Raw genomic sequence first — 25,127 nt, 5'->3', positions numbered from 1 at the left:
ACGCACGCCGTTCTCCCACACCTAGTTTTGATCTTCGACAATCAAAAACCTAGGCCGGAAAGAACGGCGTGCGCTGCTATGACACGCTCAACCCACCCACGGATAAGTCAGAAGAGCCTCATTTAGGCGCTGCCGGGGTGGTGGGGTTGCGTGCCTCTGGGGCGCGGTGATGGTACGGTAGCGTGCCTGCCGCTGATGAGATGATCCGTGGTGACGAGCCGCGGTTGCCCACACGACAGATCCCGGGAATGAGCCCATGAAGATGCAAGCATTGACCCGGCCGAGAAAGTTGACGGCGGGAGACCGCGTCGTTGTCGTCGCGCCCAGCGGCCCGGTCGACAAAGACCTGCTCGACACCGGTTGCGAGATCCTGCGGGGCTGGGGCCTCGACGTGACGATCGCCCCGCACGTCACCGACCAGCACGAGCGAGTCCCGTACCTGGCGGGAACGGATGAGGCCCGGGCGGCCGATCTGCAGCAGGCCTGGTGCGATCCCTCGGTCGCCGGCGTGTTCTGCGCACGCGGAGGATACGGGGCGCAGCGGATGATGGATCTGCTCGACTGGTCCGCCATGGCCGCGGCGGAGCCGAAGGTGTTCGCCGGCTTCAGCGACATCACCGCGTTGCACGAGGCCTTCGCCAACTGTGTCGGGGTCTCCACCCTGCACGCGCCGATGGTGGCGGTCGATTCCTTCGTGCAGGACGGTCCGACGGCTGAGCACCTGCGGCGAACGCTGTTCGAGCCGGAGACGGTGCTGACCCTGGGCGCTCCCACCGCGCGGACGATCGCCAACGGCGACACCGGCCCGGTGACGGGGGTGACCGTCGGCGGATGTGTCAGCCTGCTCACCTCAGAGCTGGCCACCCCGACCGGCCGTCCGAACCTTGACGGAGGCATCCTGCTGCTGGAGCAGGTGGGGGAGAAGGCGTACCGGCTGGACCGCGACCTCACGCATATGCTCCGTACCGGCTGGTTGGACGGTGTGGTCGGCATCGTGCTGGGATCGTGGCACGACTGCGAACCCATGGACGGCGTCGTGGTGGATCGGCTCGGTGATCTCGGAGTGCCGATCGTCGCCCGATTCGGTTTCGGGCACGGGCCGAGCACGCAGACCGTGCCGCTGGGGGTATCGGCGACGCTGGATCCGGGCGCTGCGACGTTGACCCTGGACGAACCTGCGCTCGCCTAGTGACAGGGCATGAGCGCTGCCCAGCGCTTCCCCGCAGTGCCGAACCAGCGCGTTAGGCGGACGGGAGCGTGCGCGCTAGGGTGATAGTTGCCGATCCGCAGCACATCCGCGGTGCACCCTGGTTGCATGAGCCGCCGATGCGGCGTGCATGCGTCGGCTGCGTCCGCGTGCGGAAGCACGGGCGAGGGCGGGACCGACCCATCCCCCTGGGGCCGGTCCCGCCTGGTACGTCACTCCCGCCTAGGTGCCCGCAATGCCCCTCACCCGCGCACCCGTTGCAGAAGCAACATTGGGAGCGTAAAGGGCGGCCATCGGCCGGGCGTAGGGCCGAAAGGCCTTAGAACGAAATTCAGGGGCGCGTCCTGGCGCTGTCGGATGCCTGGCTCGGCGCCTCAGGTGCGGGGGACGAACGGCATCGTCAGCGCGCCGGTGCTGGGCAGGCCGAGGGCGGTGGCGACGTCGCTGAGCGGCGCATGGGCACGCACGGTGGTCCCGGTCGCTGCTGGTGATTGGCTCGATTCGGCGGGGCGGAGCCGTTCCAGGAACGGCACTCGCGGGTACGTCCGGACGTCGGCGAGATCATCCCGATAGGGCAGGCCGCCCCGGTCCCGTGCCGCCTGGATGGCCGTGGTGAGGCCCCCGAGCTCGTCCACGAGCCCGTGCTCGCGTGCATCCGCGCCGGTCCATATCCGGCCGCGGGCCACGTCGAGCACATGGTCCCTGGCGAGCTTGCGGTCCTCCGCCACCTTGGCGGTGAAATCGTCGTAGACCCGGTCCATCCACCGGTTGACGATCTCCCACTGCTCGTCGGTGAACGGCTCATCGGAGGAGAACATGTCGGCCTGCTGGCCGACGTTCACGCTCGCCACGTGAATACCCAGCCGATCGAGCAGTCTTCTCGGTGAGATCTTGCCGCCGACGACGCCGATCGACCCGGTGATGGTGGCCGGCGACGCCACCACCGCGTCAGCGGCCATCGTGACGAAGTACCCTCCCGAGCCGGCGACGGATCCCATCGAGGCGACCACGGGCTTTCTCCGCCTTGCCAGGAGCACTTCACGACGGATCGTGTCCGAGGCGACATAGGAGCCACCCGGGCTGTCCACGCGGAACACGATGGCCTTGACCGAGTCGTCCCGCACAGCCGCACGCAGCGCGGCGCTGATCGTGTCGGAGCCCATCGAGCCCTGCGCGAACGGGCTCGCGGAGCTACGGCCGACAGTGATAGCCCCGTGCCCGTACACCAGCGCGACGTAACCTCGTCGCCGCTGGATCGGCGCACGCAGCATGGCGTCATTCTTGGTGCGCGCGTGGTTGTATCGGCTGACGTAGCGCAGCCGCATCCGGCCACCGACACTCCGGTTGACGGCGTGATACACCTCATCGCGGTAGCCGACGGTGTCGATCAGACCGGCGGCCATGGCGTCGTCGGCGCTTGCCGGCCCGGCGTCGATCAGGTCGCGTAGCCGCTGCGGGTCGATGTCGCGCGCGTCGGCGACGGCCGTGATGATCTGCTCGCCCATGGACTCGACGATGCGCGTGAGTGATTCACGGTGCGCCTCGGTGAACTCGGACTCGGTGAACATGTTGGCCGCGTTCTTGTACTCGTGCCGCTGGCTGAGCTGGGGCTGCAGGCCCAGCTGGTCGAGCGCTTCGCGGAGGAAGACGGCGCGCGCGCTCAGGCCGGTGAGGCCGACGTCCCCGGACGGCTGCACCCAGATCTCGTCGAACGCGCTGGCCAGGTAGTAACCGAGCGTGCCTGGGCCGAGCTCGCCGAAGCTCTGCGCCCAGGCGACAGCGGGCTTGCCCGACCGGCGGAATTCCAGCACCGCGTCCCGGAGCTCCTGGACCACCGCGGGTGTCTGCGTGCCACCGTCACACTGGGCAACGAGCGCTGCCACCTTGCTGTCCTTCGCCGCCCGCCGGAGCCCTTCCAGGACGTCGGACAGCTGAGCCCGGTTGCGGGCGCGGATCGCCGTGAGCGGATCCTGCGGCGGTACCGTGCTCAGCGGCGTGTGCAATTCGAGTTCGAGGACAAGCGGCGCTACCGACATGATTTCAACCCTATGCCTCGCTCGCCGGCGACGTCGTGCCCGTCGACCCTGCGGGAAACCGCCCCCACACAAGCATGCGCGGCAGACGTGATCGCGACCGCGGCGCATGTCCGCGAGTGCACCGGCGCCCCCGCAGGGTGGTGTGTCCGGTGCGTCGCGGTGTGCGGGCCGTCAGAAATGCGTGCTCAGCGCGGCGAACGGTGTCACCTCGCGGAAACGTTCATGCGTGTGCGGCACCTCGTCGTGTTCCAGCGTCCATGTCATCGGGTGCGGCACCAGCACGGCCCCGAGGCCGGCCTCGAGCGCCGGGCGGATGTCCGATTTCGGGGAGTTGCCGATCATCCAGGTCTCGTCCGGGGCCAGCTGCCGCTCGCCGACGAAGCGAGCGTAGACCGCCGGTTCCTTCTCCGGCACGATCGTCACGTCGGCGAACAGGTCGGCCAGTCCCGACGCCTCGATCTTGGCTGCCTGCTGCGCCTGGTCACCCTTGGTCAGCAGGAACAGCCGGTGCCGCGTCGAGAGCACGTGCAGGGTGTCGAGCACGCCGTCGATGAGTTCGATGACGTTCGCTCTGATCGGCTCGCACATGCGTCGAATCGCCGCGGCGTCCGCGTGGACGGTCGATCCGTCGGCGTCGACGGACGGCGACGCGTCCGCGCGCAGCACGCCGAGACACTCCGTGAGGCTGCGTTCGAAACTGTCGACACCGTAGCCGTACCGGCGGACGTTGACGCGCTCGATCTCGTCGAGACGCGCTCGTACCTCGGCCCGGCTGAGGGTCGCATGCCCCGCATAGTCGATGAAGGCTTCGACCGCCTGCTCGAACAGGACGTTGTTCTCCCACAGCGTGTCGTCGGCGTCGAAGATCAAATTCTGCTTCATCGGTGTGCCCCTCGTGGCATCGTCGGCGTATGCAGCCGATGGTGGCCGTGTCCGCGCCACGATAGGCAGCACCGGACGACACCTCGCAACCGATTATCCACGGCCGCGCCGGGGCTAGGAGAGCATCTCCTTCAACCGTTCGACGCTGCGCATCGGGTCCGGGCCGACCGGGCTGACGTGCAGGGATGTCACGCCGGCCGCACGGTACGCCGCCACCCGCTCGGCAACCCAGCTCTCCGGACCCACCAGATTGGTCAGCCGGACAAGCTCATCCGGGACTGCCGCCTCCGCCTCAGATCGCTGTCCCGACAGGTAGAGATCCTGGATGCGCTCCGCCTCGGCCTCGTAGCCGTAGCGCCGGGCGAGATCGTTGTAGAAATTCTTGCCGCGGGCGCCCATGCCGCCGATGTAGAGCGCGAGCGTCGGGCGCGCCAGATCGAGGAGCTGGTCGACGTCGTCGCCGATGGCGAGGTTGCCGCCGGCGACGATCTCCAGTTCTCCGAGCGCAGGGTCACGGCGGGCCCGCCCGGCGTCGAGCGCCGGGCCCCAGATCTCCTGGGCACGCTCGGGCAGGAAGTAGATCGGGAGCCAGCCCTCGGCGATCTCCGCCGTAAGTTGGACGTTGCGTTCGCCGAGCGCGGCGAGGAAGATCGGGATGCGCTCCCGGACCGGACGGTTGATGAACTTCAGTGGCTTGCCCAGCCCCGTGCCCTGTTCCTCCGGCAACGGCAACGGGTAGAGGCCGTCGTTGGTCAGCGGTTCGCGGCGCCAGACGCGGCGGCAGATGTCGACCACCTCGCGGGTGCGGGCCAGCGGTTTGGCGTACGGGACGCCGTGCCAGCCCTCGATCACCTGCGGACCGGAGGCGCCGAGGCCGAGCACGGCCCGTCCACCGGAGACGGCGTCCAGCCCGGCGGCGGTCTGAGCGATCAACGCCGGCGTGCGCGAGTAGATCGGCAGGATTCCGGGGCCGAGCCGTACGGTCGATGTCCGCGCGGCGAGATAGCCGAGGATGGACACCGCGTCGAAGCCGTACGCCTCGGGCAGGAACACGGTGTCCACGCCGGCTTTCTCCAGGGCGACGACCTCCCGCGCGGTCGCATGCGGATCTTTGGCCAGCGGCAGGATCGTGCTCAGCTCCATGCAGGCACCCTAGCGCCCTTACCGCGGGGCCATGCGGATGGCGCCGTCGAGGCGGATGGTCTCGCCGTTGAGCATGGGATTGGCGACGATGTGCTCGACCAGCTGCGCGTACTCCTCCGGCCGCCCGAGCCGGCTCGGGTGCGGGACCTGCTCCCCGAGCGAGCGCTGTGCCTCCTCGGGCAGACCGGCCATCAGTGGCGTCTGGAAGATGCCGGGAGCGATCGTCGTCACCCGGATCAGGTGCTGGGCGAGGTCCCTCGCGATCGGCAGGGTCATGCCGACGATGCCGCCCTTCGACGCCGAGTAGGCGGCCTGGCCGATCTGCCCGTCGAACGCGGCCACCGACGCGGTGTTCACGATGACGCCGCGCTCCTCGCCCGTCGGCTCGATCGGGATCATCCGCTCGGCTGCCAGCCGGATGACATTGAAGGTGCCGAAGAGGTTGACCTCGACGGTGCGGCGGAACTTGTCGTACGGGAACGGCCCCTTCTTGCCGACCACACGGAAGACGTCGGTGCCGATGCCCGCGCAGTTCACGACGATGCGGAGGTCACCCAGCCCGGCCGCGGCGTCCAACGCGGCCGACACCTGGGCCTCGTCGGTGACGTCGGCGGGGGCGAATACGACCCGGTCGCCCGCCTCGTCGGCGACCTCCTTGCCGCGGGAGGAAGGCAGATCGACGACGACGGCGCTCGCGCCCGCGGTCACCAGCCGCCTGACGGTGGCGAGCCCGAGCCCGGAGGCTCCGCCCGTGACCAGTGCGACGACGTTGGCGTTGATGTCCATCCCGGGGTGTCCTTTCGACGCGGCTGCCGTGGACCCCCAGCGTAAGGCCACTCATCCGGTCATGTCGTCGGCCCCGGTCCTGCCGCGCCCGGGGCGCCGCGGTGACGGTCCTCACGTTCGTTGTCCGTGAGCCGGTCGGCCGCCGGATGCTCGACGAGCGCCAGCACCCGGCTCGCCATGAACCGGGCCGTCCGCACGGCCGTTCCGGAACGGGTCACCTCGGCGACCTCGACGACGCCGCGTCCGATGGTGACGTCCACTCGTCGCCCGATTCGCGTCGCCGTGATCTCGTACGTCCGTGTCGTGTCGCCGGCGTCGACGACGATCTCGACACGATCGCCCCTCATGCCGATCACGTACCCGGAGAGTTGCCCGTGCAAACAGCGGCTTGCCGGAACGTATCGGCGTTCTCCTGCGCCCACTGCCGGAAGGTCCGTGCCGGCCGGCCGGTGACCTTCTCGACGGTGTCGCGGACCTCGGGCCGCACGGCCGTCCAGACGTCCAGGAAGTAGTCCACGACCATCGCCGGAGCGAAGGCCTGCAGTTCCCGGCGCGCGACGTCGACTGGGATCTCCTCGAAGGCGATGTCCCGGCCGGCTGCCGCGGCGATCTCGCCGACCTGTTCCGGCAGCGTCAAGGCATCGGGGCCGGTCAACTCGTAGATCCGCCCCTGATGGCCCTCGTCCTCGGTCAGCGCGGTGTACGCCACGGACGCGATGTCGGCCGGGTGGATGATCGGCACGGGGACGGAGCCGAACGGCGCCCGTACCCGCCCTTGGCGAAACATCGGCAACCAGCCCAGCGACACCATGGTGGAGGCGAACCCCTGCGGCCTCAGAATCGTCCACGCGAAGTCTCGCGAGCGCACGGCCTCCTCGATACGGCGGAACTCGGCACCCACCGGGGAATCCGGCAGGTCGCCGGCGGAGAAGGAGGACAGCAGTACGACGCGCCGCACCCCGGCCCGCTCGGCCTGCGTCAGGATGGGTTCCTCGTCGGCCGGGTGGCCGGTGGCCAGGAAGAGGGCGTCGACGCCGGTGAACGCCTCGTGCAGGACGTGTGGTCCGGCCAGGTCGCCGAGTACCGCGTCGACACCGGCGGGCAACCGCTCTTGGTCGGCTTCCAGGGTCGATGCGCGCACGGGCAGGCCGGCGGCGTGCAGGTACTCAACAAGGGGGAGACCGACGTTTCCGCCGGCCATGGTCACGAGGATCATCGTCTCTCCGATTCGACAGTGGTGTACGTCGTTGACCGTGGTGTGCGTCGGGTGTGGTGTGCGTCGGGTGTGGTGTGCGTCGGGTGTGATGCGTCAGGTTGGCCTGCGCTCTCGTTCAGGTGATGGCCCGCAGGAACAGGTCGACCATCCGTTCGAGCGTCTCGGTGGATGGTGGTGCGACCGGACGATCGGTGGCGACGATGCCGTCCGGGAGGACGTAGGTCAGCACGCCGCCGACCAGTAAGCGGGCCGCGACCTCGACGTCGTCCAGGTCGATCAGGCCCGCACGGCGAGCCTCTTCCAGTTGGGCGATGACGACGGACCTGACCGTGCCGGTGACCGTGGAGGCCCAGAGCTCACCGATCTCCGGCACTTTAGGCGAATCAGCGATGATCACCCGCGTCAAGGCCAGATACTCCTGGTTGCTGATGGTGGTCAGCGCGTCGGAGGTGATCCGCACCAGGGCGGCACGGAGACTGGATGTCGAGTCGACGTCGTCGGCGCGTTCCAGCGTCGGCCGGTCTTGGTGGAGCTCGGCGAGCAGTGAGGTCAGGACGTCGACCAGCAGCTCCTCCTTGCGGCGGAAGTACACATACAGGGTCTGTTTGGAGACGCCCGCCGCCTGAGCGATCGCATCGGTGGTCGCGCCGGCGAAACCGGCGGTGAGGAACACCTGCTGAGCGCCGCGGCGTATCTGGTCCCGCTTCGCCTTGCTGCGTGCTGTCTCCTGGTGTGGCATCCGGCCTCCTCGAATCAAACTGTACAGTTTGGTTTGATTCTGTTCAACAGCCGGCGGCCAGGCGGTGTGCTTCGTCGATAGGGTGATGTGTGCCTAGGGTGGGCGAGTGGTGGCATGCGACGGCGCTCGGGTGTCGCGGCCACCTGTGCTCGAAGAACCGACGAGAGCTGGCGAGGGCGACAGGACATGACGGACGTACCGACCATCACGCTCAACAACGGTGTGCAGATTCCTCAGCTCGGCTTCGGGGTCTTCAAGGTCGACCCGGAGGTCACCAAGGAGACGACGCTGGCCGCGCTCGACGTCGGGTACCGGCACATCGACACCGCCGAGATGTACGGGAACGAGAAGCAGGTCGGCGAAGCGATCCGCGACTCCAGGATCGACCGTGACGATGTATTCGTCACCAGCAAGCTGAACAACGGCTACCACGCCTACAACGACGCGCTGCGCGCCTTCGACCGCACCATTGCCGACCTCGACATCGATTATGTCGACCTGTTCCTGATCCACTGGCCGCTGCCGAAGGTGGGCGACTTCGTCGAGACCTGGCGGGCGTTGGAGGAGATCTACCGGTCCGGTCGCTGCCGCGCGATCGGCGTCTCCAACTTCCAGCCGCATCACCTGCAGCGCATTCTGGAGGAGACGGAGATCGTCCCGGCCGTCAACCAGATCGAGGTCCACCCCTACCTCACGCAGGACGACGTGCGTGCCTTCGGCGCCCGGCACGGCATCGCCACCGAGGCCTGGGCCCCGATCGCCAGGGGAGCGGTGAACGACGACGCGACGCTGCGCCGGCTCGCGGACCACCACGGGAAGACCCCCGCGCAGGTCGCGCTGCGTTGGCATCTTCAGCGAGGAGACATCGTCTTCCCGAAGTCGGTCAACCGCGGCCGGATGGAAGAGAACTTCGACATCTTCGACTTCGAGCTCAGCGACGACGACGTCGCGGCGATCAGCGGATTGAACCGCAACCAGCGGACCGGCCCCGACCCGGACGAGTTCAACTGGGTTCCGTGAGCTATGCGGCGCGTCGTCCGGGGATCGCCGCGAGGAGCTCCCTGGTGTACGGCTCCTGCGGGTCCGCGAAGATGTGGTCGGGCGCGCCGCTCTCCACGATGCGACCCTGCTTCATCACGTTGACCTGATGCGAGAGCATCCGCACCACGGCGAGGTCGTGACTGATCAGCAGATAGCTCAGGCCCAGTCTCTGCTGGAGCCCGGCCAGAAGCTCCAGGATCTGGTTCTGCACGACGACGTCCAGCGCGGACACCGCCTCGTCGAGGATCACCAGATCCGGGGAGAGGGCCAGGGCACGAGCAATGGCCACCCGCTGACACTGGCCGCCGCTGAGTTCGTGTGGGTATCGCTCGGCCATCGCGCTCGGCAGCGCCACCTGATCGAGCAGCTCCGCCACCCGGGCGCGCCTGCTGCCGGCGTCGCCCACCCCGTGCACCTGCAAGGGCTCGGCGATCGACCGTCGCACGGAGTAACGGGGGTCGAGCGACGAGTACGGATTCTGGAAGACCGGCTGCACCCGCCTGCGGAACGCCAGTAGCTCGCGGCGGCCCAGGCCCACCAGCTCGGTGCCGTCGAATCGGATCGACCCCGCCGTGACCTCGTCCAGCCCCAGCAGCATATTGGCGGTGGTCGACTTGCCGGAGCCGGACTCGCCGACGATGGCCACTGTCTGCCGGCGCGGAATCGTGAAGCTCACCGAGTCGACGGCGGTGAACCGCTCTCGCCTGCCGGTGCGGCCGGCCCGGACATGGAATTCCTTGGTCAGCTCGTTCACCTCGACGAGGTTCCCCGCCGTGGCGGCCGAGCCGTCGGGTTCACGCTGGGCGGTCACGGCTTGTTCGCTGCCGGCCGCGCTACCGGCGCTACCGGCGCTACCGCCGCTACCGCCGCTACCGCCGCTACCGGCACCATCGGTGCGACCGGTGCCGGCTGCGCTGTCGGTGGTCCGGGCGAGCTCACGCACCGAGGCGACGAGCCGGTGTGAGGTGAGACTCGGCGCCGCCGCGATGAGCGTCTGCGTGTACTCGTGCTGCGGGCTCTCCAGGATCTGCGCGGCGTCGCCGGATTCGACGATCTCTCCGCGGTACATCACCACCACGGAGTCGGCCCGCTCGGCGGCCAGCCCCAGGTCATGCGTGATGAGGATGACCGACGTGCCCATCCGGCCGGTGAGCCGGCCGAGCTGGTCGAGGATCTTGCGCTGCACCGTGACGTCGAGCGCCGACGTCGGCTCGTCCGCGATGAGCAGGGCGGGTTCACACGCGAGGCCCATCGCGATGAGGGCGCGCTGCCGCATGCCGCCGGAGAACTCATGCGGGTACTGCCGCGCTCGCCGGTCCGGCTCCGGTATGCCGACCATGTCGAGCAGCTCGACGACGCGCCGATCCGTCGCCTTGCCGGACGTGCGGCCATGCACCTCCAACGCCTCCGCGATCTGGGTGCCGATGCGTTGCATCGGGTTGAGATTGGACATCGGATCCTGCGGGATCAGTCCGATCTGGGACCCGCGGACGGCCAGCAGCTCCCGCTCGCTTGCCGTGGCGAGGTCACGCCCGCCGAAGATGATCGAGCCCGACGTGATGCGGCCGTTCTCGGGCAGCAGACGGTTGACGGCGGCGGCGGTCGTCGTCTTGCCGGAGCCGGATTCGCCCACGACGGCCAGCGTCCGCCCGGCCGGCAGGTCGATGTCGACGTTCCGCACGGCGGCCACCTCGCCGCCGGGCGTGGCGAACGAGACGGACAGGTTCTGGATGGACAGCAGCGGAGTGGATGTCATGGATGCCTCGCGGTGGTCGAGGGTCGGGCGGTGCCGCCGGTCGCGTGACCGGTAGGGGTGAGGGCGCCCGGCGGGGCGAGCGCGTCCGCGACGATGCGCAGCAGAGTGTCGTTCGGTATCGGTTCGCCCGGCGTCACCAGACGGTTCGCCGCGACGACGACGGCCACCCCCTGCCCGGGGACGAAGCCGACGGTGACCCCGGTGAAGCCCGGGTGGTACACGAAGGCGTGGCGGTGGCCGTCCAGTCCCAGCGTGCCGGTCCGCCAGCCCAGCGCTTGTCCCGGATCCGGGCCGTCGGCGAAGAACGCGGCCGCGACGTCCGGCGCCGCCAGGCGGTGCTCGCCGGTGGACAGCGCGTGGGCGAAGGCCAGCAGATCCGGCACCGGGGCGAACAGTCCGGCATGCCCGCTGACGCCGTGCAGGGCGTGCTGCGTGTTGCCGTCGTTCGCCGCGCCGACCACCAGCCCGTCGCGCCATCGGTCCATGTCGGTGTCGGAGTACGGAACCGGATACGGCGTCGACGTGGCCAGCATGCGTCGCTCGGCGGCGTCGCCGTATGAGCCGGCCGCGATCTCGGCGTCCTGCCGCGGTCCGTAGCCGGTCCGGGTGAGGCCCAGCGGATCTGTGACGAGCCGGGCCATGGCGTCGCGCAGACCGGTTCCGGAGACCGCCTCCAGCACCCGCCCGAGCAGCATGAATCCGAGGTCGGAGTAGTGCCGTCCGGACTCCGCCGGGTATCGCGCCGGCAGCGAGTCCAGCTCGGCCCACGCCGCCACGGGATCTGCTGACCGAACGTAGAGCGGCCACCATTCCCACAGCCCGGCGCGGTGCAGCAGGAGTTGCCGGATGCTCGCCGGATGAGGGAACGTCGGCACGTAGGCGCGGACGTCGTCGTCGAGTCCGAGCGCGCCGACCGCGATCAGCCGCATGACCGCGGTCGTCGTCATGGTCTTGGTCACCGAGGCGAGGTCGTGCACGGTGGATGGCGTCATCGGTGCGGCGGGCCGGCCACGGCTGCCATCGGCGGGAACCCGCTCGCCCGCGACGTGGATGAACGTCGCATCCGGCGTGCGTACACCGATGACGACGCCGGCCGGCGCGGTCCAGGTGGAATCCGGCGACGGCCCGAGTACGCGCGCGGCGGTCCGGGCGAGCGCCGGGTGGTCGATCGCACCCGGGCCGGCCGTCACGCGCGACGGGTGACTTGTCACGCGCTCGCCCCGCCTGCCCCGCCTGCTCCGGCGGCTCGGCCCGTTCCGGTGGCGCGGCCTGGTCCGGCGGCGTGGCCGTGTACGCGCAGCGATGTCGGCGCCTGCGCCCGGGGAGCGGGCAACCGCAGGGGAGCAGCGCCGGGCGTGAACGTGCCCAGGATCCGCGGCTCCCTCGCGCCGGTGCCGCCGGGCACCGTCCCGGGCAGGCCGTGCGCGCTGCACCAGCCGATCAGCGCGAACGCGATCGCCTCCTTCGCGTCGGCGGGCACACCCAGCTCGTCGGAGAGGAGCACCCGGGTGTCTGGAAGGTCACGTCGCAGGCCGGCCATGATGACCGGGTTACGCGCGCCGCCCCCGGACACCACCAGCGCGTCGGCCTTCTCGCCACGCAGCGCGTCGACGACGGTACGGACGGTCAACTCGGTGAGCGTGGCGACCAGGTCGGCGGGTGCCGGATCGGTCCCGGCCCGCCGGACGGCGTCGTGCACGTAGCCGAGGTGGAACAGCTCCTTGCCGGTGCTCTTCGGTGGCGCCAGCCGGTAATACTCCTCGTCCAGCAGGACCTCCAGCAGCGCCGGGTCCGCCGTTCCCGACGCCGCGATCCGCCCGCCGTCGTCGTAGCCCTGCGGATGCAGGCCGTGCTCGGTCACCACGGCGTCGATCAACGCGTTGGCCGGGCCGACGTCGTAGGCGTGCACCCCGTCGGCGGACGAGACCGTCACGTTCGCGATACCGCCCAGGTTGAGCGCCGCCGGCGCGTCGCCGAGGCCGCCCAGCAGCAACGCGTCCAGGATCGAGACGAGCGGGGCACCGTGCCCGCCGACGGTGATGTCGCGGATCCGGACATCGGAGAGGACGGCGGTGCCGGTGCGCTCGGCGATCCACGCCGGTTGCCCGATCTGCAGCGTGCCGCGCGCGGTGCCGCCGTCGACCCAGTGGAAGACGGTCTGGCCGTGCGAGACGATCAGGTCGACCGGCGCGTCCTGCTCGACGGCGGTGTGCGCCGCCTCGGCGAACGCCTGCCCGATGAGGGTGTCCAGGACGGTCACCTCGGCGAGCGTGACCTGCGCCGGCGGGAGCGCGGCGGCCAGGCGAGCGCGCAGCGCGGGTTCGTAGGGTGTGGACGCGGTGTGCGTGACCATGCCGTGCAGCGTGCCGTCGCCGCCGTCCACGGCGAAGTCGACGATGGCGGCGTCGATGCCGTCGTGCGAGGTGCCGGAGATCAGACCGAGGACTCTCATGCGCTCTCTCCCAGTGCGAGGTGAAGGCGCCCGTTCGCGGCGCGCAGCCGGTCGGCGGCTGCGTGCTGGTTCAGGCCGAGCCGCAGCCGCAGCACCGCCAGCGGGACGTCGAAACCGGTGTCGGCCAGCATGGCCGCCGCGACGTCGGGGTCCGCGTCGGTCAGTGAGCAGACGATGCGGGTGGCACGGGCGCGCAGCTTCTCGTTGGTGGGACGCACGTCCACCATCAGGCCGCGATAGGTCTTGCCCAGCTTCACCATGGTGATGGTGGAGATCATGTTCAAGACCATCTTCTGCGCGGTGCCCGCCTTGAGCCGGGTCGACCCGCTGATCACCTCGGGACCCACCACCACCTCGATCGGATGCTCCACGAGGGCACTCAGCTCGGCGTCGCGGTTGCAGGAGATGCCGATGGTCAGCGCTCCGCGTTCCCGTGCCCGGCGCGCGGCGCCGAGCACGAACGGTGTCCGGCCGCTGGATGCGAGCCCGATGACGGTGTCGTCGGGTCCGATCCCGGCGTCATCGATGTCGCGCGCGCCCGCCTCGGCGTCGTCCTCCGCTCCCTCGGCCGCGTCGGCGACGGCCTGCGGTCCGCCGGCGATGATCGCGAAGACCTGGTCCGCGCTGACGTTGAAGGTGGGACGGCATTCCGAGGCGTCGAGCACGCCGAGCCGGCCGGACGTTCCGGCGCCCACGTAGACCAGGCGGCCGTCCCGGTTCATCCGCTCGACCACCGCCTCGATCGCGCGGGCGATGCGCGGGACCTCACCGGCGACGGCGGCCGGCACGGTCGCGTCGGCGGCGTTCATCTGCCGGGCGAGCTCGGCGATGGACGCCTCCTCGATCCGGGCGAATCGGGGGTCGGCGCGTTCGGTGGTGGGCGGCTGACGTACGTGGTCTCCCTGACGGGTCATCGATTCCCTCGGTTGCGTGGATCGTAGGTGTCGCGCAGGCCGTCGCCGAGCAGGTTGAGCCCGACCACCAGCAGGACGACGACGATGCCGGGGGCGAGCATGGTCCACGGGGCGACCGTGACGAGTGTGCGTGCCTCGTAGATCATCGACCCCAGGGACGGAGCCGGCGGCGGAGTGCCCAGCCCCAGGAAGCTGAGCGACGCCTCGGTCAGTACGGCCCAGGACAGCGACAGCGTGACTTGCACGATGATGATCGAGGTGATGTTGGGCAAGACATGCTTGAGCATCACCATCAGCCGGCTCTGCCCCGTGCTCACGGCGGCCCGGACGTACTCCACCTCGCGCAACGACAGGACCGGTCCGCGGGTGACGCGCACGAAGATGGGGGTGTAGACGACGGCGATGGCGACCGCGATGGTGAACCAGTTGCGGTCGAACACCGATGCCAGCGCGAGCGCCAGCAGCAGCGGCGGGAAGGCGAACAGGATGTTGGTGACGCCGCCGATGGCCGTGTCGGAGAATCCGCGGTAGAACCCGGCGACCAGCCCGGCGGCGGTGCCGACGAGCGTGGCGAACGCAACGGCCACCACCGCGATCAGCACCGAGTTGCCGACCCCGGCGGCCACGCGCGAGAAGACGTCCCGGCCGAACTGGTCGGTGCCGAACCAGAAGTCTCCCGACGGGGCGCGCAGGCGCTCCGGCGGATCCTGGGCCAGCGGGTCGTGCGGGAGGGCACCGAACAGCGCCAGCACGGTGACGATGGCCAGCGTCACCGTGATGACGAGGCCGACGAACGTGCTCCGGTTGCTGGTCAGCGTCCTGATCAGCGCGCGGGGTCTGACCGTGCGTGCGGTGATCTCCGCGTTCTGGTCGGTGGCGAGGGTCATGCGGCACGCACCCGGGGGTCGATGATCCGGTACAGCAGGTCGGTCAGCAGGTTCACCAGGACGAACGCCAGGGCGATGACCAGCACGGTGCTCTGCACCAGTGCGTACTCGTTCTGCTGGATGCCCAGCAGCACCTGGCGGCCGATGCCGGGGATGGAGAACACTTGCTCGATGACGACCGCACCGCCGAGCAGGTAGCCGAACTGCAGGCCCGTCATGGTGACGATGGGCACCAGCGCGTTGCGGAGCACGTGCCGGATCTGCAGCCGGCGGGGTGGAACGCCCTTGGCGCGAGCGGTGCGGACGAAGTCGCCCGACTTGACCTCCAGCACGGCGGTGCGCGTGGTCCGCATGATCGGCGCCGCCACCCCGAATCCGAGGACCAGCGCGGGCAGGAACATCTGCTTGAGGTTGAGCAGCGGATCCTGAAGCAGGCGCGCGTACGGCTCGCCGTTCGGGTTGAACCCGAACTCCGACGCCAGCACCGACATCAGCGTCGTCGCCAGCAGGAACGCCGGGATGGACAGTCCGGCCAGACCGACCACCTGCCCTGCCGCGTCCCGGGCCGAGTTCGGCCGGGACGCCGACAGCATTCCCAGCAGGATCCCCATCACCAGCGCGAACGCGATCGACAGCACGGCGAGCTCGAAGGTGACCGGGAGCGCCTGGAGCGTGAGTTCCGCGACGCTGGTCTGTGCCCGCGAGGAGAAGCCGAGGTTGCCGGTCAGGACGTTGCCCAGCCAGCTGAAGAACTGGCTGAACAACGGCTGGTCGATCCCGTAGTACGCCTCCAGCGCGGCACGCTGGTCCGGGGTGAGCGCGGCCGCCTCGGTGCCGAGGTTCGACGTGATCTGGTCACCCGGAATGGCGCGCAGCATCACGAAGACGACGACGGCTACCCCGAGCAGGGTGAACAGCGCCTGCCCCACCCGCCGGACGACGCCGTTGTGCAGGAACTCCTCGAGCATCATGGTCAGCCGGTGAAGCCGGCCGTGCGCAGATACTGCAGCGATCCGTTGGCCATCGGCACGAACCCGTGCAGCGTGTTGTGGGTCGCGGTGTAGGTGTAACCCGTGAACAGCCACACCCACGCGGCGTTGTCCTCCAGGTGCCTGGCGACGTCGTCGTAGATGCCCTTGCGCTCGTCCTCGTCGGTGGCCTGAAGGCCCTGGGCGAAGAGTTCGTCGAGTTCGGGCGAGCTGTACCCGGCGACCTCGTTCAGGTTGCCGTCGCTGGTGAAGTACCGCCCGTACATGCCGTCCGGCTCGGGCCGTCCGCCGTTGAGCGCCACCGCGGCGTCGAAGTCGGCCGCGATCCATCGGTCGACGAACGCGCCGGACTCCAGCTGATCCAGCTCGAGGACGATGCCGACCTCTTCCAGCTGTGCTTTCAGGTTCTGCGCCTCGTTCACCGACGTGGCGTACTCGCCCTGGGAGACGATGGTCTCGATGACGACCGGCGTCTCGACGTCGGCCTGCGCGAGGTACTCCTGAGCGCGCTCCACGTCGCGTTCGGGGCACGGCCGGGCATTCGGGTCCGACCGGTACGCGGGGGAGGTGATCGGGCCGGTGATCTCGCCCTCACCCAGGGCGGCGGTGTCGAGCAGCTGCTGCCGGTCGATCCCGCACTGGATCGCCAGCCGCACGTTCACGTCGCTCAGCGGGCCGCGGCGCGCGTTGAGCTGCAGCACGTGGTAGCTGAGCTGTGGAGTCTCGGTGACAGTGACGTCCGCGCCGGCGGCGGTATCGGCCACCAGGGGATCGTCGAAGACCGCCATCTGCACGTTGCCCGCCTGCAGCGACGAGACGATCGAGGACTCGTCCGGGATCACCCGGAACTCGACCGTGTCCAGCAGCGCGGGGTCGCCCCAGTACGCGTCGTTGCGGGCCAGTGAGATGGACTGGTTCGGCACCCGCTCGTCGAAGGCGAACGGTCCGGTCCCGTTGGGCGTGGTGTTGAGATCGTCCTCGGTGTCGTCCGAGGACAGCATCGCCATGTTGACGGTCGCGAGGTTCGCGAACAGGCTCGCGTCGGGTGAGCTCAGCGCCACCTCCACGGTGGTCTCGTCGACGGCGGTGACCGTCTCGACGCGTGCCAGCGAGCTGCGGGCGACCGCGGCCGTCTCCTCGTCGAGGATGGTCTCGAGCGAGTGGACGACGTCCTCGGAGCCGAAGGTGCTGCCGTCGGCGAAGGTCACTCCCTCGCGCAGGTGGAACGTGACGGTGAGCCCGTCGTCGGAGACGTCCCACGACTCGGCGAGGCCCGGCGTCACCTCGAGGTTCTCATCCAGCTCGGTCAGCGTGCCGTAGATGTTGCCGAGCACGTTCACCGCCTGGAACTGAGTGGCGCGCCACGGGTACAGCGTGTCCGGGTCGGATGTGACACCGATGACGAGATCTCCGCCGGGGGCGAGATCGGCCGCGTCGGCGTCTGATTCGGCTCCTCCGCCGGAGTCACTGGTGTTCGCGTCGGAACACGCGGCAAGCGTCAGGGACGCGACCGTGACCGTGCCGAGGACGATCCAGCTGAGTGGCGTGCGGCGCGGGCTGGCCGGCATGCGCTTCCTCCTAAGTGGACGACGTGGATGAGGACGTCTGTGGTCCTGATGGGTGGTGTTGCACGTGCTCGCACGCAATGTACAGGATGTACGGAGTCTGGTTCACGTATGTACTGAATGTACGGCTCGGAATGTATCATGCCTGCGTGGCTTCCGGCGGCGTCGACCATTCCCATCCGCGCATGATCCTGGTTCGCATCAGGGCCGCGCTGCCGTCGTTGCCGCCGGCGGAGCGACGGATCGCGGAGGCGATCCTGGCCGACCCGGTGACCGTCGCCGAGTGGCCGGTGACCAAGCTCGCCGCGCATTGCGCGACGTCGACCACGTCCGTCGTGCGGTTCTGCCGGCGTCTCGGCTACTCCCGGCATCAGGATCTGCGCTTGGACCTGACCCGCGAGTCCGCCCGCGAGACGTTCCAGCAGCGGGGCCTTCCGTCGGTCACCGGTGACATCAGCCAGGAGGACTCGTTGGCCGACGTGGTCGCGAAGATCGCGCGCAATGAGGCACTGGCGATCGCCGACACCGCGGAGGTGCTGGACACCACGGCGCTCGCGGCGGCGGTGTCCGCGGTCGCGGCGGCGCGACGTGTCGACATCTTCGGGGTGGGGGCCGGTGCGGTGGTGGGGCTGGATCTGCAGCAGAAGCTGAGTCGTATCCGGCGCACGGCATTGGTCTGGCCCGACTCCCATTCGGCGTGGACCTCCGCCGCCGTGCTGGACCGGGAGTGTGTCGCCGTCGGCATCTCGCACACGGGTACGACGGCCGACACCATCAGGTTTCTGCGGCTGGCCGCGGCCGCCGGTGCCACGACCGTCGCCATCTCGAACCATGCCGACTCGGAGATCGCGGCCGTCGCCGACATCGTGCTCACCACGGCCGCCCGGGAGACGCGGCTACGGCCCGGCGCCCTGGGCAGCAGGATCGCTCAGCTGATGGTGGTCGACTGCTTGTTCACCGGGGTGGCTCAGGCGTCGTACGGCCAGTCGATCGAGGCACTGCGGCAGACTTACGCCGCTGTTCGCGGTAACCCGCTGCACGATTGATCGATCGGCCGTCGCCGTGTATCCACCCGCGTCCTGGCCGGTGTGGGCCGGACCCGTCGCAGATACGGCGCACGTGCTTAGGTGTCCGGGCGGACGGGATTCGAGCTTCTCCAGATGCTGACGAGGCGAGCGACGGCAACGGTAAGGAACAGCGTGCCGGCCACCGCCTGGAACGCGGCCAGTGAGCGTGCCCAGGCTGTGAGCGGGAGGACCTCGCCATAGCCGACGGTGGACATCGTGACGTAGCTGTAGTAGACGAGCTGTCGCCACGTGGGTGATGCTCCGGGCGTCGTCGGGTCCGCGAAGCTACCCGGGTGGAGGATCTCCATGACACTGTAGGCGGCTCCGAAGAGTCCGCCGTGGAGCAGGTAGACGGTGACGGCGGCCAGCACGAGATCGACACCGGCGGCGTGCGAGCGACGGAAGATGAACATCGTCAATGCGATGACCAGCATCAGCATGAAGACGGTCAGGCTGACGAGCATGCCGAGGGTGGCCGTGCGATGCTCCTGATCGAATGAGAACCATGTACCGAACGCCACGAACGCGATCCCGACCGTGGCGACGATACTGAGGGGCTGGCGCTCGTGCCTGACGAGCCGGATCCCGAAGAAGATCATCGCCGCATAGAGCAGCATGTACAGGCCGGTCCACAGTTCGCCGTACATGGTGACGGGTTGTCCGAACTGCAGGATGATGACGAAGAAGAGCAGTAGCCCGAGGTTCCAGGTGTATGGGTCAGAGTCGCGCAATGGCCGAGGCCGCTTGGGGATAGCCATGGACAGAATTCAACACCACGAGAAATTCCGCGCCGCCGAGCATGGCACGTTGAGCGCCTCCACAAAACGGCACTAAAGGGACGCGAATGCCGTCCCTGAGCGTGCCATGCGTAGGCGCCCAGCGTGCCATGCCAGCCTGCCCTGGGTTCAGGACAGCATCGAGATCAGCGTCTCTGCGTGATAGCCGAGGCTGACGCGCGCAGCCTCCGACACCGTGCCGGTGCCCCGCGGATCCTGGAGACCGTCGAGGAACCGACCGAGCGCCCGGGCGGTCAGATCGTCGTCACCGAGATCCAAGTGCCGCTGTGCCTGGCCCAACCTGTTCGCCAGGTACCTCGACGCCGGGCCCGCGACGTCGCCGTTGTCGACGTACGCGTCGAGCCGCTCGCTCAGTGCGCCGATGCCTCCAGGCGTCCAGTAGTCCGGCAGCGGCACGTCCGCCCAGTCGATATCCGAGCCCAGGTAGAAGCTGGTGTACGACGGCTGGTTGTACGTGGTCTGCTGTCGCGCCACTTCCGCCCGGTACTGCGGATCATGCATGAGCGTGTACAGCTTGCGGTCGGTCACCTCGGTCGACAGGTAGACGCGGATCGCGCTGCTGTCGACCAGCGGAAGCAGCATCTCCTCACGCCAATCGCCGAAGACGTCGGCGACCAGGCTGGGATTACCCTTGGACCAGTTGTTGGTGGTCGTGCCCTCGGCGGTGAGGAGCGTGCCACGCTCCCAGTCGCGGACTGTGGGCGTCTCGTACGTGTCGGTCGTGGCGCCGTGGACGATCTGCGTCGTCATGTCCGCGGCCCACCGGATGCTCTGGTTGGTTCCGGGTATCTGGTCGCCGAGGCGGTCACCGTCGGCGGTGTGCAGGCCGGCGCCATGCGACCCCCAGGCTTCGAAGCCGGGCTCGCCGGGCAGGATGTCGCCGACCATGCCGCGGCCGACGTCGGAGGGGATGAACTCACCGAAGAGCACCTCACCGGTGGCGGCGTCGCGCATGGCGTACCCGAGCGGTGCCCAAGCCCCGCCTTCGTGCACGGTGAAGATCTCCGTGCCGGGGCGGTTCGGATCGATGTCGGTCACGTGCATCGCGTCGCCGTGGCCGAGCCGGGCCATGGAGCCGGGGTCGGCGCTGCCTTCCGGCATCAGGTCGAACGAGCTGTAGAGCAGGGAGCCGTCATCGTCGATCGTGGCGGCGCCGTAGACGATCTCCTGCTTCCCGTCGTCATCTACGTCTGCCGCGCTCAGCGAGTGGAAGCCCTGCGTGGTGATGGTGCCGAACTCGGGATCGGTCCCGTCCACGCCGTGCGGGCCGTCGTTGAACGGGTTGCTCATCGGCGCGTGCCCGCTGTCGACGTACCACTGCTCCTTCAGGTGCTTGCCATCCCAGTCGTACGCGACGATCGTCGTCCGGGTGTAGTAGCCGCGGGCGAAGACGGCGGAGGGCTGCTGTCCGTCCAGGTATGCCACGCCGGAGAGGAACCGGTCGACCCGGTTGCCGGGTTCGATCCGGGACATCGCATAGTCACCCCACAGCAGGCCGTCGTCTCCCCGGGCGGGCTTGTAGTCGATGGTCTCCAGTTCCTCGCCGGTGGCGCCGTCGAAAACCGTCAGGTACTCGGGGCCGGTGAGGATGAAGCCCTCGAAATTGCGCAGGTCGTTGCGGCCGCTGCGGCTCGGCGCGTACTCATCCATGAGGTAATCGGCCAACGCCTCGGCGTCGTCGCGGGAGAGCGGGTAGTCGTACCGCGGCTCGATGCCGAACGCTTCCTCGAGCGTGCCCGGCCAGTTGCCGGCGACCACTTCGGGATGCTCGTGCCAGCCCATGAACCGGTCGACGGTGAACTCGTAGAAGTCGTCGGCGCTCATCCGGTAGTCGTCGTCGTGCGAGTACCCGGCCTTGAGGTCCTTCTTCGGCATGGTGATGCACTCCTCGGACGCCACGTTGCCGTCCTCGTCGTACGAGATCACCTTGGTGCCGGGCGCCGTCTTGAACATCAGTTCCGAGCGGCCGTCGCCGTCGAAGTCGTAGACGAGGAACTGGGTGTAGTGAGCGCCGGCGCGGACGTTCACGCCCAGGTCGATGCGATGCCGCAGGCTGCCGTCGAGCTCGTAGGTGTCGATGTAGACGTTGCCGGTGTAGCCGACCTGGGAGACGTCCTTGGAGTTGGACGGGTCCCACTTGACGACGTACTCGTACTGGCCGTCGCCATCGACGTCGCCCACGCTCATGTCGTTGGCGGAGTACGTGTACTCCTCGCCGGCGGGGGTGACGCCGTCGGCGGGCTTCTGCAGCGGGATGTCGTAGTACGTGTCCGACCACGGCGCGATGCGAGCGCTCACATCGACCTCGTGTCCGTCGATGACGGCCGCGACCCAGTAATCCGAGTCGGGCGCTCCGTCCTGATCCAGATAGTTGGTGCTGTCGGCGACCGTGGCGATACGTTCGCCGTCGCGGTACACGTGGAAATCCGCGCCGACCATGCCCTGGCCTGTGTGACCCGTGACCTCCGAGCCGAGCAGGCGCCAGCTGAGGAACACGCCTTCGTCCGTCGCCGCTGCGACCAGGCCGCGGTCGAGGTGCTCCAGCTGGGCCGCCTCCGTGGCGTCCGGCTTGTCCGCGCTGCGGAATGCGCTTTCCGAATCGCGCGCCGTGTCCGCGGCGGCCGCGCCTCCGGTCCCCACGAGCAACGCGGTCAACCCCGACGCGAGTAGCGCGGTGCCCGAGAGTGGGCCTCGGTGAGTGTTTCTGGAGTGATGCGGATCCTGCGCCACAACGACACGCTCCGTTCCCGGCTGATTGGGCGGACGGCAAATTGAGTCGTTTCACTGATGTCACGAGACGTTACGAAGGTCTTGCGTGATCGTCAAGGGGACCCGGGCGGAGAATCCTCTGGTGGTCAGGTCAGGCGGCGGCGCGTCGTTGGCTTACCGCCCTGGGCGCCGCTTGTACTCATCAGCGGAAACGCAGGTCGGCTATATGCGTCGACGCCTCAATCCCTTGCTCCCCGATTTCCGGTCTCTACCTCGAAGGACACCAGCCGCCACGTCTCATCTGCGACCGTTCCGATTCAATGCAGGACGTGGTCAAGTGTGTCGGCGGTAAGTACCCGGGCGGTCCATGCCTCGAGCTGGGCAGTGGAGGCGGAGCGGACGACGTCGAGTGTGGTCTGGGGGAGTGGGCCGAACTTGAGCGTCAGCAGTTGCAGGAGTGTCTCGGCGCGGCCGCGGGCTTCGCCTTCGGCGCGGCCGCGGGCTTCGCCTTCGGCGCGGAGCATCTCTGCGGTGGTCACGTATGCCTCCTCTGCGTCGGGCCCGAGTCGTGCAAACAGGTCGTGTAGCTCGTCGGTGGGCGCCTCGCCCACAGTCTCAATGTACGTCAACAGCGTGACGAAGTCGTCGGCGCCGCCGGAGCGATCCAGGATCGCGCGCAGATCGTCGGCCCATGTTTTCAGGTCGTCGGCGAGCCGGGCATTGCCGGCGGCGATCTTGAGCAGTAGCAGGGTGATGCGGGCCTGCGGGGTCAGCGGCCGGCTGCGCAGGGCGTGTTCGTCGAGCAGGAATCGGAACCGGGGCAGATACTCGCCCGCGGCCTCGGCGGTGGCTGGGTCGACGTCGAGCAGGTCCAGCACCTCGGTCGGGCCGCTCCACGGGCGGCGATTGTGGTGCACCACCAGCGGGATGACCGCCGGTAGGCGGGTGGCCTCGGGGTGCTCGGTCAGGTAGCGCTCCCAGATCCGCACCACATAGAGCAGCATCCGAAACGGCATGAGCGCATCCGTGCTGCCTTGGTGTTCGACGAGGACGTAGACGAACGCCTCATGTCCGTCCAGCGGCGCGGTGAAGAGCAGGTCGGAGTGCCGCCACCGCAGTGCGGGGTCGATGAAGCTGGTGGAGGCGGGGACGAGCCGGTCCAGGTCGAGTCGGTCGGCCAGAGCGGCTGGCAGCGTCGCACGCAGCTGCGATGCGGCGTTGGCCGGCTCACCAAGAATCCGGCGGAACGCCGCGTCATGCGGACTCGACTGATTGGACATGACGGCGAACGTACCGGTCGGCACTGACAACCGAGCAATCAAGCGCTTCCAGCACGTCCTGTTCGGGTCGTAACGGATGCTCCGGCGGCAGCGTCGCCCATCCCCTGGCGCTAGCGCGTATGCGGTCGCCGGCTGCGCCGGGTGAAAGTGTGACGAGCCCGGGTGCTCTGTCAATTCGAGGCGGCCGAGAAACGCGCATTGAAGGCGAGCCAGCGCACAGACCACGATGCGCCGCGTCGGCTGGTCAGCGACCTCGGCACGGGAGAGCATCGCTTCTTGATCGTTGGTGCGTATCCAGCCACGTTCGCGATCTACAACGATCGGCACGACCACGTCATCCGGCGCGCACTGCGCCAGCGTGGCGAGCAGGCCAGCCTCGAATCGGAACCCAGGATTGTTCTCCTTGAACCACACCAGGCCTTCAGTCGACGGATAGCAGCGGACCACCGACCACAAGCGGGCCCGGTACGTGACCGGTTCGCCGATGATCCGGCGGTCGTGCTCAGCGAGCCGACGGCCCACCCAGTCGTCTGCGGTCTGGGTCCATTCTGGCGAGGTCCAGCGGCGGACCCACTGGCCGTCCGCGTCTGGACCCAGCGGTCTCACGGCCGGTAGGTGGCGCGGCATGGCACGGGACACTAGCACCCGCATCCGAACGAACGATCGAAGAGGGCACGCCGGTTCGGTTCGACGCAGCTCTGGAAGCCCACACTCGCGACGTCGAGTTCTTGCTTCGGCATGGGCCCAGTCGGGAAGACCGTGAGCACCTTATCGATGCCTCTGCTGGACAGCTTCTCCTGCCTCATCAGGACGTGGTGCGTGAGTGGGAAGCGTGGCGTGGTGAACCGCGGGAGTTGCTGATCCGGATCGCCGCGATATCGCGTTTCGTGGAGCGTGGCTGTCCGTGCGTCGCGTGCGAGCGAAGCGATCAGCGACGATGACGCACGTATGCTGCATTCAGACACGCCACAACGTGGGGACTTTCTGGCGGTCTGTGCGCGGAGCCGGATATGGATCTCATCATCGGGCAGACGGGGTCCGCGTGGCGGCGCTCGGTGCTGGCCGCATACCGGGACGGAGTCATCACACCTGCCCGTGCAGTCGAGTTCGTCGACGGAGTGATTCGGGAGTCGGAGCTTCCGAACCGCACCCGTCGGGCGCAGCCATGACGACCTTGGTGCGGGATACGTCCCCCATCATGCATGCGGGAAGAATCGATCGGTTCGACGTCTTGGGCGACATGGCTTCGGGCTGGGTGCGCAATGTGACGACCGCTGCCGTCGATGCCATGATCGCCTCGTGCGCGCGTTATCCGTTCGAATCCGGCGGCTTCGTCACCTGGGCCCGGTCGACTGGTCTGCTCTGACTGGACGTGGCTGTCATACATCTACGGCTCGTGGCGCGCTACTTGCACGACGCTGTCTTGCGCGCGGCAGCCCAAAACGGCGTGTCGCGCAGGTCCAGTGGAACAGGCTGAATACCGGTCGTGAGCTGAAGCCCTTGCGACATGGTCGAACGTCGGCGTGGGAGAAAAGAGGCTCTTCTGACTTATCCGTGGGTGGGTTGAGCGTGTCATAGCAGCGCACGCCGTTCTTTCCGGCCTAGGTTTTTGATTGTCGAAGATCAAAACTAGGTGTGGGAGAACGGCGTGCGTGGTGCCA

22 protein-coding genes are annotated in these 25,127 nt (G+C 68.6%); 5 read left to right on the top strand and 17 right to left on the bottom strand.

What is annotated here, in order from left to right; genetic code table 11:
- Positions 1 to 262 precede the first annotated feature (262 nt).
- Positions 263 to 1,189, top strand: a complete 927-nt coding sequence (locus G1H10_RS31745; protein WP_163745295.1) for a S66 peptidase family protein — start codon at positions 263 to 265, stop codon at positions 1,187 to 1,189.
- Positions 1,190 to 1,581: 392 nt separating this feature from the next.
- On the opposite strand, the gene sppA is transcribed toward G1H10_RS31745, so the two are convergent.
- From sppA to G1H10_RS31710, 7 genes are all read right to left on the bottom strand, one after another.
- The gene (gene sppA / locus G1H10_RS31740) at positions 1,582 to 3,243 is read right to left on the bottom strand and encodes a signal peptide peptidase SppA (RefSeq protein ID WP_163745293.1); all 1,662 of its coding nucleotides are present in this window, start codon (positions 3,241 to 3,243) and stop codon (positions 1,582 to 1,584) included.
- A 171-nt stretch (positions 3,244 to 3,414) separates the two neighbouring features.
- Positions 3,415 to 4,125, bottom strand: a complete 711-nt coding sequence (locus tag G1H10_RS31735) for an HAD family hydrolase (RefSeq protein ID WP_163745292.1) — start codon at positions 4,123 to 4,125, stop codon at positions 3,415 to 3,417.
- Between the two features lie 114 nt (positions 4,126 to 4,239).
- The gene (locus G1H10_RS31730) at positions 4,240 to 5,268 is read right to left on the bottom strand and encodes an LLM class F420-dependent oxidoreductase (RefSeq protein WP_163745291.1); all 1,029 of its coding nucleotides are present in this window, start codon (positions 5,266 to 5,268) and stop codon (positions 4,240 to 4,242) included.
- An 18-nt stretch (positions 5,269 to 5,286) separates the two neighbouring features.
- The gene (locus G1H10_RS31725; RefSeq protein WP_163745290.1) at positions 5,287 to 6,054 is read right to left on the bottom strand and encodes a 3-hydroxyacyl-CoA dehydrogenase; all 768 of its coding nucleotides are present in this window, start codon (positions 6,052 to 6,054) and stop codon (positions 5,287 to 5,289) included.
- 59 nt (positions 6,055 to 6,113) lie between these two features.
- Positions 6,114 to 6,401 (bottom strand): DUF8836 family protein, encoded by a 288-nt coding sequence (locus tag G1H10_RS31720; protein ID WP_163745289.1) that lies wholly within the window; start codon positions 6,399 to 6,401, stop codon positions 6,114 to 6,116.
- A gap of 5 nt (positions 6,402 to 6,406) precedes the next feature.
- Complete coding sequence (locus G1H10_RS31715; protein ID WP_163745288.1) at positions 6,407 to 7,270, bottom strand: NAD(P)H-binding protein; 864 nt, start codon at positions 7,268 to 7,270, stop codon at positions 6,407 to 6,409.
- A 115-nt stretch (positions 7,271 to 7,385) separates the two neighbouring features.
- On the bottom strand, positions 7,386 to 8,009 hold the full coding sequence (locus tag G1H10_RS31710) for a TetR/AcrR family transcriptional regulator (protein WP_163745287.1): 624 nt from the start codon (positions 8,007 to 8,009) through the stop codon (positions 7,386 to 7,388).
- Positions 8,010 to 8,195: 186 nt separating this feature from the next.
- On the opposite strand from G1H10_RS31710, the gene G1H10_RS31705 reads away from it, so the two are divergent.
- On the top strand, positions 8,196 to 9,029 hold the full coding sequence (locus tag G1H10_RS31705) for an aldo/keto reductase (RefSeq protein WP_163745286.1): 834 nt from the start codon (positions 8,196 to 8,198) through the stop codon (positions 9,027 to 9,029).
- 1 nt (position 9,030) lies between these two features.
- Here the strand turns inward: G1H10_RS31705 and G1H10_RS31700 are convergent, their stop codons facing one another.
- The 7 genes from G1H10_RS31700 to G1H10_RS31670 are packed head-to-tail and all read right to left on the bottom strand — an operon-like array spanning position 9,031 to position 17,616.
- Positions 9,031 to 10,806: an ABC transporter ATP-binding protein gene (locus tag G1H10_RS31700; RefSeq protein ID WP_163745285.1), complete on the bottom strand. Its 1,776-nt coding sequence runs from the start codon at positions 10,804 to 10,806 to the stop codon at positions 9,031 to 9,033.
- Positions 10,803 to 11,996: a serine hydrolase domain-containing protein gene (locus G1H10_RS31695; protein WP_163745284.1), complete on the bottom strand. Its 1,194-nt coding sequence runs from the start codon at positions 11,994 to 11,996 to the stop codon at positions 10,803 to 10,805. The genes G1H10_RS31700 and G1H10_RS31695 overlap by 4 nt, the downstream gene beginning before the upstream one ends.
- A gap of 17 nt (positions 11,997 to 12,013) precedes the next feature.
- Complete coding sequence (locus G1H10_RS31690; RefSeq protein ID WP_163745283.1) at positions 12,014 to 13,258, bottom strand: anhydro-N-acetylmuramic acid kinase; 1,245 nt, start codon at positions 13,256 to 13,258, stop codon at positions 12,014 to 12,016.
- Positions 13,255 to 14,172 (bottom strand): N-acetylmuramic acid 6-phosphate etherase, encoded by a 918-nt coding sequence (gene murQ, locus G1H10_RS31685; protein WP_163745282.1) that lies wholly within the window; start codon positions 14,170 to 14,172, stop codon positions 13,255 to 13,257. The genes G1H10_RS31690 and murQ overlap by 4 nt, the downstream gene beginning before the upstream one ends.
- Complete coding sequence (locus G1H10_RS31680; protein WP_163745281.1) at positions 14,169 to 15,059, bottom strand: ABC transporter permease; 891 nt, start codon at positions 15,057 to 15,059, stop codon at positions 14,169 to 14,171. The genes murQ and G1H10_RS31680 overlap by 4 nt, the downstream gene beginning before the upstream one ends.
- The gene (locus tag G1H10_RS31675; RefSeq protein WP_216853864.1) at positions 15,056 to 16,030 is read right to left on the bottom strand and encodes an ABC transporter permease; all 975 of its coding nucleotides are present in this window, start codon (positions 16,028 to 16,030) and stop codon (positions 15,056 to 15,058) included. The genes G1H10_RS31680 and G1H10_RS31675 overlap by 4 nt, the downstream gene beginning before the upstream one ends.
- A 2-nt stretch (positions 16,031 to 16,032) precedes the next feature.
- Positions 16,033 to 17,616, bottom strand: a complete 1,584-nt coding sequence (locus G1H10_RS31670; RefSeq protein ID WP_163745280.1) for an ABC transporter substrate-binding protein — start codon at positions 17,614 to 17,616, stop codon at positions 16,033 to 16,035.
- Between the two features lie 182 nt (positions 17,617 to 17,798).
- On the opposite strand from G1H10_RS31670, the gene G1H10_RS31665 reads away from it, so the two are divergent.
- A complete protein-coding gene (locus G1H10_RS31665; RefSeq protein WP_246220201.1) occupies positions 17,799 to 18,659 on the top strand; it encodes a MurR/RpiR family transcriptional regulator in 861 nt (286 codons plus the stop codon).
- Between the two features lie 77 nt (positions 18,660 to 18,736).
- On the opposite strand, the gene G1H10_RS31660 is transcribed toward G1H10_RS31665, so the two are convergent.
- From G1H10_RS31660 to G1H10_RS31650, 3 genes are all read right to left on the bottom strand, one after another.
- A complete protein-coding gene (locus tag G1H10_RS31660; protein WP_163745278.1) occupies positions 18,737 to 19,438 on the bottom strand; it encodes an ion channel in 702 nt (233 codons plus the stop codon).
- A gap of 147 nt (positions 19,439 to 19,585) precedes the next feature.
- Entirely contained in the window at positions 19,586 to 22,132 is a 2,547-nt protein-coding gene (locus G1H10_RS31655) for a rhamnogalacturonan lyase (RefSeq protein ID WP_163745277.1), read from the bottom strand.
- Positions 22,133 to 22,503: 371 nt separating this feature from the next.
- Entirely contained in the window at positions 22,504 to 24,072 is a 1,569-nt protein-coding gene (locus tag G1H10_RS31650; protein WP_163745276.1) for an Rpn family recombination-promoting nuclease/putative transposase, read from the bottom strand.
- 404 nt (positions 24,073 to 24,476) lie between these two features.
- Between G1H10_RS31650 and G1H10_RS31645 the strand changes: the two genes are divergently transcribed.
- Positions 24,477 to 24,635 (top strand): hypothetical protein, encoded by a 159-nt coding sequence (locus tag G1H10_RS31645; RefSeq protein ID WP_163745275.1) that lies wholly within the window; start codon positions 24,477 to 24,479, stop codon positions 24,633 to 24,635.
- Positions 24,636 to 24,664: 29 nt separating this feature from the next.
- Positions 24,665 to 24,832: a hypothetical protein gene (locus G1H10_RS31640; RefSeq protein WP_163745274.1), complete on the top strand. Its 168-nt coding sequence runs from the start codon at positions 24,665 to 24,667 to the stop codon at positions 24,830 to 24,832.
- The last annotated feature ends 295 nt before the right edge of the window (positions 24,833 to 25,127 follow it).

Origin of the sequence: Phytoactinopolyspora halotolerans (assembly GCF_010550675.1) — a bacterium.
GTDB lineage: Bacteria > Actinomycetota > Actinomycetes > Jiangellales > Jiangellaceae > Phytoactinopolyspora > Phytoactinopolyspora halotolerans.
The sequence above is the reverse complement of the archived record's forward strand: the minus strand, read 5'-3'. Positions and strand labels throughout refer to the sequence as shown.

Coding starts and splice junctions, on each gene's coding strand:
- G1H10_RS31745 (WP_163745295.1), top strand. CDS start 263: ATGCAAGCATTGACCCGGCCGAGAAAGTTGACGGCGGGAGACCGCGTC.
- sppA (WP_163745293.1), bottom strand. CDS start 3,243: ATGTCGGTAGCGCCGCTTGTCCTCGAACTCGAATTGCACACGCCGCTG.
- G1H10_RS31735 (WP_163745292.1), bottom strand. CDS start 4,125: ATGAAGCAGAATTTGATCTTCGACGCCGACGACACGCTGTGGGAGAAC.
- G1H10_RS31730 (WP_163745291.1), bottom strand. CDS start 5,268: ATGGAGCTGAGCACGATCCTGCCGCTGGCCAAAGATCCGCATGCGACC.
- G1H10_RS31725 (WP_163745290.1), bottom strand. CDS start 6,054: ATGGACATCAACGCCAACGTCGTCGCACTGGTCACGGGCGGAGCCTCC.
- G1H10_RS31720 (WP_163745289.1), bottom strand. CDS start 6,401: ATGAGGGGCGATCGTGTCGAGATCGTCGTCGACGCCGGCGACACGACA.
- G1H10_RS31715 (WP_163745288.1), bottom strand. CDS start 7,270: ATGATCCTCGTGACCATGGCCGGCGGAAACGTCGGTCTCCCCCTTGTT.
- G1H10_RS31710 (WP_163745287.1), bottom strand. CDS start 8,009: ATGCCACACCAGGAGACAGCACGCAGCAAGGCGAAGCGGGACCAGATA.
- G1H10_RS31705 (WP_163745286.1), top strand. CDS start 8,196: ATGACGGACGTACCGACCATCACGCTCAACAACGGTGTGCAGATTCCT.
- G1H10_RS31700 (WP_163745285.1), bottom strand. CDS start 10,806: ATGACATCCACTCCGCTGCTGTCCATCCAGAACCTGTCCGTCTCGTTC.
- G1H10_RS31690 (WP_163745283.1), bottom strand. CDS start 13,258: ATGAGAGTCCTCGGTCTGATCTCCGGCACCTCGCACGACGGCATCGAC.
- murQ (WP_163745282.1), bottom strand. CDS start 14,172: ATGACCCGTCAGGGAGACCACGTACGTCAGCCGCCCACCACCGAACGC.
- G1H10_RS31680 (WP_163745281.1), bottom strand. CDS start 15,059: ATGACCCTCGCCACCGACCAGAACGCGGAGATCACCGCACGCACGGTC.
- G1H10_RS31675 (WP_216853864.1), bottom strand. CDS start 16,030: ATGATGCTCGAGGAGTTCCTGCACAACGGCGTCGTCCGGCGGGTGGGG.
- G1H10_RS31670 (WP_163745280.1), bottom strand. CDS start 17,616: ATGCCGGCCAGCCCGCGCCGCACGCCACTCAGCTGGATCGTCCTCGGC.
- G1H10_RS31665 (WP_246220201.1), top strand. CDS start 17,799: ATGATCCTGGTTCGCATCAGGGCCGCGCTGCCGTCGTTGCCGCCGGCG.
- G1H10_RS31660 (WP_163745278.1), bottom strand. CDS start 19,438: ATGGCTATCCCCAAGCGGCCTCGGCCATTGCGCGACTCTGACCCATAC.
- G1H10_RS31645 (WP_163745275.1), top strand. CDS start 24,477: ATGGATCTCATCATCGGGCAGACGGGGTCCGCGTGGCGGCGCTCGGTG.
- G1H10_RS31640 (WP_163745274.1), top strand. CDS start 24,665: ATGCATGCGGGAAGAATCGATCGGTTCGACGTCTTGGGCGACATGGCT.